4 protein-coding genes are annotated in these 6,880 nt (G+C 45.9%); 3 read left to right on the forward strand and 1 reads right to left on the reverse strand.

From position 1 onward, the window contains the following. On the forward strand, window positions 1-931 hold a 931-nt coding region (locus ACTHUR_RS05185; RefSeq protein WP_440392566.1), incomplete at its 5' end, for a collagen-flanked surface repeat-containing protein. Between the two features lie 243 nt (window positions 932-1,174). Here the strand turns inward: ACTHUR_RS05185 and dusA are convergent. Beyond that, entirely contained in the window at window positions 1,175-2,173 is a 999-nt protein-coding gene (dusA, locus tag ACTHUR_RS05190) for a tRNA dihydrouridine(20/20a) synthase DusA (protein WP_049336164.1), read from the reverse strand. A 217-nt stretch (window positions 2,174-2,390) separates the two neighbouring features. Here dusA and ACTHUR_RS05195 point away from each other — a divergent pair, with 217 nt between their 5' ends. Together ACTHUR_RS05195 and ACTHUR_RS05200 are read left to right on the forward strand one after the other, a co-directional pair. Beyond that, the gene (locus tag ACTHUR_RS05195; RefSeq protein ID WP_004521114.1) at window positions 2,391-3,011 is read left to right on the forward strand and encodes an L-threonylcarbamoyladenylate synthase; all 621 of its coding nucleotides are present in this window, start codon (window positions 2,391-2,393) and stop codon (window positions 3,009-3,011) included. Window positions 3,012-3,579: 568 nt separating this feature from the next. Next, window positions 3,580-6,880: ESPR-type extended signal peptide-containing protein (locus ACTHUR_RS05200; protein ID WP_440392567.1), on the forward strand; the 3,301-nt coding region annotated here is incomplete at its 3' end.

The raw sequence follows: 6,880 nt of genomic DNA on the forward strand, positions 1-6,880 counted from the left end.
CGACGGTAAGAATGCTGAAGCTGAAGTTAAAGACAACGGCGACGGTACTCATACTGTAACCATCAAAGACGGTAACGGTAACACTACTACTACTGTTGTTAAAGACGGTGCTAAAGGTGATACTGGTGCAACTGGTGCTAAAGGTGAAAACGGTAAGTCTGCTGAAGGTAAAGTTGAGCGTGATGAAGCTAAAGGTACTTCTACTATCACTATCAACAACTTCGATAAAGACGGTAAAGTCATCTCTACTACTACTGCAACCGTGAAAGATGGTAAAGACGGTAAAGATGGTAAAGATGCTGACGGCACCTTCGGTCTGGTTGACGAGACTGGTACTACTGACGGCTCTATCTCCAAAAAACTGAATAACACTATTCAGATTAAAGGTGATGCGGGTACTAAAGTCCAAGTATTCGACAAAGCAACCGGTAAGACTTCAGAGAAAGAAGTTCAAAACATCTTCGTTAAGAAAGACGGCGATGCGCTGAAAGTCAGCTTGAACCCTGATCTGACCGTTAACAGTGTTACTACTAACGAACTGAAAGCAGGTCCTGTAACCATCAACCAAGGTGGTATCGATGCCGGCAACACTACTATTAAAAATGTTGCTCCAGGTAAGAACGGTACCGATGCGGTTAACGTTGACCAGCTGAACCAAAAATTCGGCGATGTGAACAGCAATGTGAACAAAGTTGACAACAACGCCCGCGCAGGTGTGGCTCAAGCTCTGGCTACTGCCGGTCTGCCACAAGCTTACTTGCCAGGTAAGAGCATGCTGGCTATCGGTGGCGGTCACTACCGCGGTGAAACCGGTTACGCTGTCGGCTTCTCTAGCATCTCCGATGGTGGTAATTGGATCATCAAAGGTACTGCTTCCGGCAACTCACGTGGTCACTTCGGTGCTACCGCAGCAGTTGGTTACCAATGGTAATCTGACTTTCAGACGGCCTGAAAAAGTCGTCTGAAAAGACGAAGCAAAGTAAATGCGGCCTATTTAGGCCGCATTTTTTTATGCTTAGATTATGTTTTGGGTTGATTCGATGAGTTAATCGTAATAGTAGCCAAAGAGAAATGAATATATCTTTAGCAGTCTGTTGTAATTTTAAAGGCCGTCTGAAACATCATTGGATGTTTCAGGCGGCCTTTCATTTATTCGCACGATATACCATTAATCTCAAATATTTGCGCGTTCGACTTCTTTCCATGCGTCTAGAATCAGGCTGCCGTCGTTGTCTTTCAGCAAAGTAGCATCTGAGAGCATACGGCGCCAAGTGCGGGCATTTTTTAGGCCGTGCATTAAGCCTAGTGCGTGGCGGACGATATGGCGCAGGATTGTGCCTCGTCCTAAGGCGATTTGTTCGCGACTGTATGCATATAGCCAAGCTGCTAAGTCTGCGTATTGGATTGGTGCGTGTGCGTCGTTGTAAAACATTGTATCCCAATCGCGCATCAGCATTGGATTGTGATAAGCCTCGCGCCCGATCATGACCCCATCGACAAATTTCAGATGTTCGGCGATTTCTTCGTTGGTAGTGATGCCGCCGTTAATCAAAATTTCCAAGTCGGGAAAATCTTGTTTTAAACGATACACGTATTCATATTTGAGTGGCGGGACTTCGCGGTTTTCTTTCGGGGATAAACCGTCCAGCCAAGCATTGCGTGCATGGACAATAAATGTGCGGCAGGCTGTTTTTTCGCGAAGTGTTCCCACAAAATCTGCTACGACTTGATATTCTGTCTGTCTGTCTACACCGATGCGGTGTTTGACCGTCACCGGAATTTCAACTGCATCCTGCATCGCATTCAAACAATCTGCCACCAAATCTACATCATTCATCAGGCAAGCGCCGAAAGCGCCTTTTTGAACGCGTGGGCTGGGGCAGCCGCAATTTAGGTTGACTTCGTTATAGCCATACGCTTCAGCCGCTTTGGTAGCGATTGCCAAGTCATGCGGATCTGAGCCGCCAAGCTGTAAAGCTACCGGTTGCTCGCCTTCGTTGAAACTCAAAAAGCGGTCTTTATCTCCGTAAACCACCGCGCCTGAATTGACCATTTCGCTATAAAGCCAAGCATTGCGTGTAATTTGTCGCGCCATAAAGCGATAGTGTCTGTCTGTCCAATCAAGCATAGGTGCGACAGACAAGCGGCGGGAAGGTAGGGAAGAAGCAGGCATTGAGATGACTTTCAAACAAAATAATGCATTATATAGCGTATTAAATTGACTTTCGATATCGGCCGGTAAATCAAAATAATATATAAGGTATCACTGGGTGCAGCCGTGTTGTAGCTGAGGCTAAATCCATTCATGGTGGTGGAAATCCAATATTCAGACGGCCAAATAAGTTTTAAAATGTCAAACAACAAACCATTAGAATGATAAGGAAAAAAACATGGCACAATTTTTCGCCATCCATCCCGATAATCCCCAAGACCGCCTCATCAAGCAAGCCGCCGATATTGTCCGTAGTGGCGGTGTCATCGTTTACCCTACGGATTCCTGTTATGCGCTGGGTTGCAAACTCGGTGACAAAAACGCGATGGAGCGCATTCTCACGATTCGTAAAATCGATCAAAAACACCATCTGACCCTGATGTGTGCCGATTTGAGCGAATTGGGTACTTACGCCAAAGTAGATAATGCCCAATTCCGCCAGCTTAAAGCAGCTACGCCCGGCAGCTACACCTTTATCCTGCAGGCAACCAAAGAAGTACCCAATCGCACGCTTCACCCCAAGCGCAAAACCATCGGCCTGCGTGTTCCCGACAACGCTACTGCCTTGGCGCTTTTGCAAGAATTGGGCGAACCTATTTTAAGTTGCACCCTTATGCTTCCTGAAGACGAAGAGCCATTGACTGATCCATACGAAATCCGAGACCGTCTTGAACATGCTGTTGATTTGGTTATTGATGGCGGCTGGTGCGGTACTGAGCCGACAACGGTTATTGATATGACCGATGGCACTGAGCTGATTCGTCAAGGCAAGGGAGATATTGCCGTATTCGGTTTGTAAAACCATCCGCGTCTGTATAAGTACGGATATGCGTATTCTTTCTATGACGTATTAAAAGCATTTTGCCAATTTTATTGATAGCTCAAAAAAACAAATTATTCAATTAAGCAATTGTTCAAAATCATTTCATCAAAGGCCGTCTGAAATCTTTCAGACGGCCTTTCCTGTTTCTTAAAAAAATAATTCATTTTAAATAAAATTCCGAGCGATTGGCACGTTGCTTGCATGATTACTGTGATTGCTGATGACTTGTCGACGGAATACAACATTACGCTTATTAATAAAAACATGACTGGAGAACTTTTGATGATTGGTTTTTCTGTTCAAACGTCATGATTTTGTTTAAAAATTAAAGATAATCGGTTGATATTTTAGACTAGCGGATATTTTGTAAGTATGAAATACTATACCGTTGCGGGATAGTCAAAAGCCTAAATTTTGTCTCAAAGTGACAATAAACGTCAGCTTGAGATAAGCATTTTGCTGGGAAAACCCCGCATAAATTCTTAAAGTAGCGTCATGCTCATGCTCACGCTTTTACCTATCATAAAAAGAGAAAGACACACCTATGAATAAGATATTTAAAGTTGTTTGGAACCGTACGATTCAATCTTTTGTCGTAACTTCCGAATTGGCCAAAGGCCGTGTGAAATCGTCTGCCGAACAAAACAGTGCAGATGTATCTGCCGAATCCGGTAAAAATGGTATCGCGACAGTTTTCAGATTGACAGTGATTTCGGCAGCTCTTTTGGGTGCAGGTAATTCGTATGCGGCAACTGCGGGACGAGGACAAATTGCGGTTGATCCTCCGACCAGTGCTACTGCGGTCAGCGGTGCAACAGCGACCGGTATTGGTGCGCTGTCAATAGGAGCATCAGCCAATGCTACGGCTAATGGTGCAGTTGCGGTAGGTACGAGTGCAAATGCAACACATAATAACAGCCTGGCCGTGGGTACTAATGCTAAAGCTACTCAAACTCATGCTGTTGCAATGGGTGCAGATACAAGTGCAAGTAGTTCATATGCAACAGCGATAGGTAAAAGTGCCAATGCTGTTTCTGTAGATTCAACAGCATTGGGTGCAGATTCCAAAGCAAATGGTACGCAAGCGACAGCGGTAGGTAAGAATGCTCTTGCTGATAATACGAGCACAACAGCATTGGGTAATTCGGCGCAAGCATTTGGTATAGGCTCAATGGCTTTGGGCCAATCCAGTACATCAAGAGGTCAAAACGGCATTGCAATTGGCAGCGGCAGTCAGGCTGCAGCCAATGCGCAAAATGCCATTGCAATCGGTACCAATGCAGTGGGTTATCAAAGTGAGTCTATTGCCATAGGTAATTCAGCCCAAGCTCAAACTGGAAATACCATTGCCATCGGTAAAAGTGCAGTGGCAAATTCTCCAGCTTCGGGTAATGCAGCATCAAGTGCTATTGCACTTGGTGCAGACGCGAATGCAACAGGACTTGGTACGATTGCTATTGGACGTGCATCTGGGGTTCTTTCGCAAAATATTATGAATGTGAATGTAACTCACAATAATATTGCTATTGGTAATACGGCTCGAGTAGGCGATTCAAGTAGTTCTAAGATAACTCAGTCTATTGCTATTGGTTCAGGTAACCGTGTTGATCCACAGGGCAGACCTGAGGGGGCGTGGGCAAAGGGAGACCAATCTATTGCGGTTGGTGGCAATGTCTTGGCTAATGGTAATTCATCTGTTGCTATTGGTGGTGATGATTTAGATTCGGTAGGTGGTACTCGATATTCTGGCAATGCAACGGATAAATTCATCAAATATAATGAAAAAGGTGCAAAGACCGGTGAATATACGCTGAGCGGTAAAAGTCTGCGTGATATTTATAAAGAGATGACTGGTGATACGATGTATAGCGGTTCTTATGGTAATACTATTGCCGGTCAAGGTTCTGTTGCATTAGGTGTGCAGTCTAATTCATCTGCCGATTTGTCTCTGGCTATCGGTACCAAATCTCAGGCCACTGCCTTTGGTGGTGTAGCTTTGGGTACAGGTGCGAAGGCTACTTTGCTGAATTCTGTGGCTTTGGGTACGGCTTCTAAAACCGATAAAGAAGGTCAGGCATACGTTCAACGCGAAATTATGGGTGTAACCTACACTTGGGCAGGCGGTCAAACTACCGATGCCGGTGATGTTGTGTCTGTCGGTTCCAAAGGTTACGAACGCCAAATCATTAATGTATCCCCTGGCGATATTTCCGCTACTTCCACTGATGCGATCAACGGCTCACAGCTTTATGGTGTTTTGAGTGCAATTGAGCGTGTCCGCTATTTCTCTGTTAAGTCAGAAGAAGGCAAAACTGACGGTACGAAAAACTGGAACAATGACGGTGCAAAAGCAACCAATTCGATTGCCATCGGACCGAATGCGGCAACAAGTACTGGTGCGACGGGTAGTGTTTCCTTGGGTCATAATGCCAACGTACTTGGCGAAGATTCTGTTGCTGTTGGTCCAAATGCAACGGTAACTTCGGGAACTGTTGGCGCTGTTGCCTTAGGTTCTAATGCCAATTCCCGCGGTACAGGTTCTATCGCCATAGGTTTGAATACAGAAAATAATTACAATTACTCTGTAGTCGTTGGTGCTCACAGTAGAGCCAACTATGGAAATGCAACCGTTGTCGGTGCAAGGGCAGCGGCACAAAATAACGGTACGGCAATGGGCTATTTGTCAAATGCAGTCGGTGATGATTCTGTTGCAATCGGTCATCAGGCGCAGACAACGCAAGCTTATTCTATCGCCATTGGTAAGCAGGCAAACAGTTCAGGCCTTTATTCCACCGCTATTGGTTCCTCAGCCCAAGCTGCCGGGCAGAATAGTTTTGCCGGCGGTAATAATGCAAAAGCGACTGGAAGCGATTCAGTTGCTTTGGGTAGTGGCGCGACGACTACGATCGGTAGCTCCGTTGCATTGGGTAATGGTGCTGTTGGCACTGCCAATAATTTTGATGCAACAGCTAAAAATGCAACATTCAAAAACGATAGTGGTACGACGACTAATGTCAGCTATGCAGCTTCTTCATCCGCTAAAACAGGCGCGGTTTCTGTAGGCAGTGCAGGCAATGAACGCCAAATCCAGAATGTTGCCGCAGGCCGTATTTCCGCCACTTCGACCGATGCGGTCAATGGTAGCCAGCTGTACACCGTTATGAACAATGTTGGACACAATATCCAACAAAACGGTACAGACAAATCTCGTATCAATAACAACGGTACAGTCAACTACGCCGATGGCAACTTGACGACTGTTGCAATCACCGATGGCGAGAATGCATCAAAAGTTCAAATCAACGTCACTCAAGGCACATTGTCTGTCGATAATAATGGCACAGTGTCCGCACCGACTGCCGGTGTAGCGACTGCCGGCGATGTTGCTAATGCCATCAATAATGCCAAAACCACAACCAAGGTGGCGGCAGGCAGTAACGCGCACGTTAATAAAACAACCTCAGGCAAAGAGACCACTTATACCGTCAGCGCAGATAAAGCAACGGTACAAGTTTCCAATGCTTTGAATTTGACTTCCAATACTACAACTGCAGCCGATGGTGCCGTCACAACTGAGTACAGTATCGATCTTGCTCAAAGTACTAAAGATAACATCCAAAAAGGTGTGGATGCCAAAACCACCGTTGATACCAAAGGTCTGACCTTCAACGGCGACAGCGGCAGCACCAATATCGAAAAACTCGGCTCCACCGTGACCGTTGCCGGCGACGACAACATCACCACTGAAGCCCAAGACGATAAAGTGACCGTCAAGCTGAACAAAGACCTGGTGGTAGACAGCGTCAAAGCCGGCGACACCACCGTGAACAACGACGGTGTGAAAG

It is taken from the genome of Neisseria sp. P0021.S007, assembly GCF_051956855.1.

Bases quoted from the DNA above. Each gene is read 5' to 3' on its own strand.
- dusA (WP_049336164.1), bottom strand. From the start codon at position 2,173: ATGCCTGCTTCTTCCCTACCTTCCCGCCGCTTGTCTGTCGCACCTATG.
- ACTHUR_RS05195 (WP_004521114.1), top strand. From the start codon at position 2,391: ATGGCACAATTTTTCGCCATCCATCCCGATAATCCCCAAGACCGCCTC.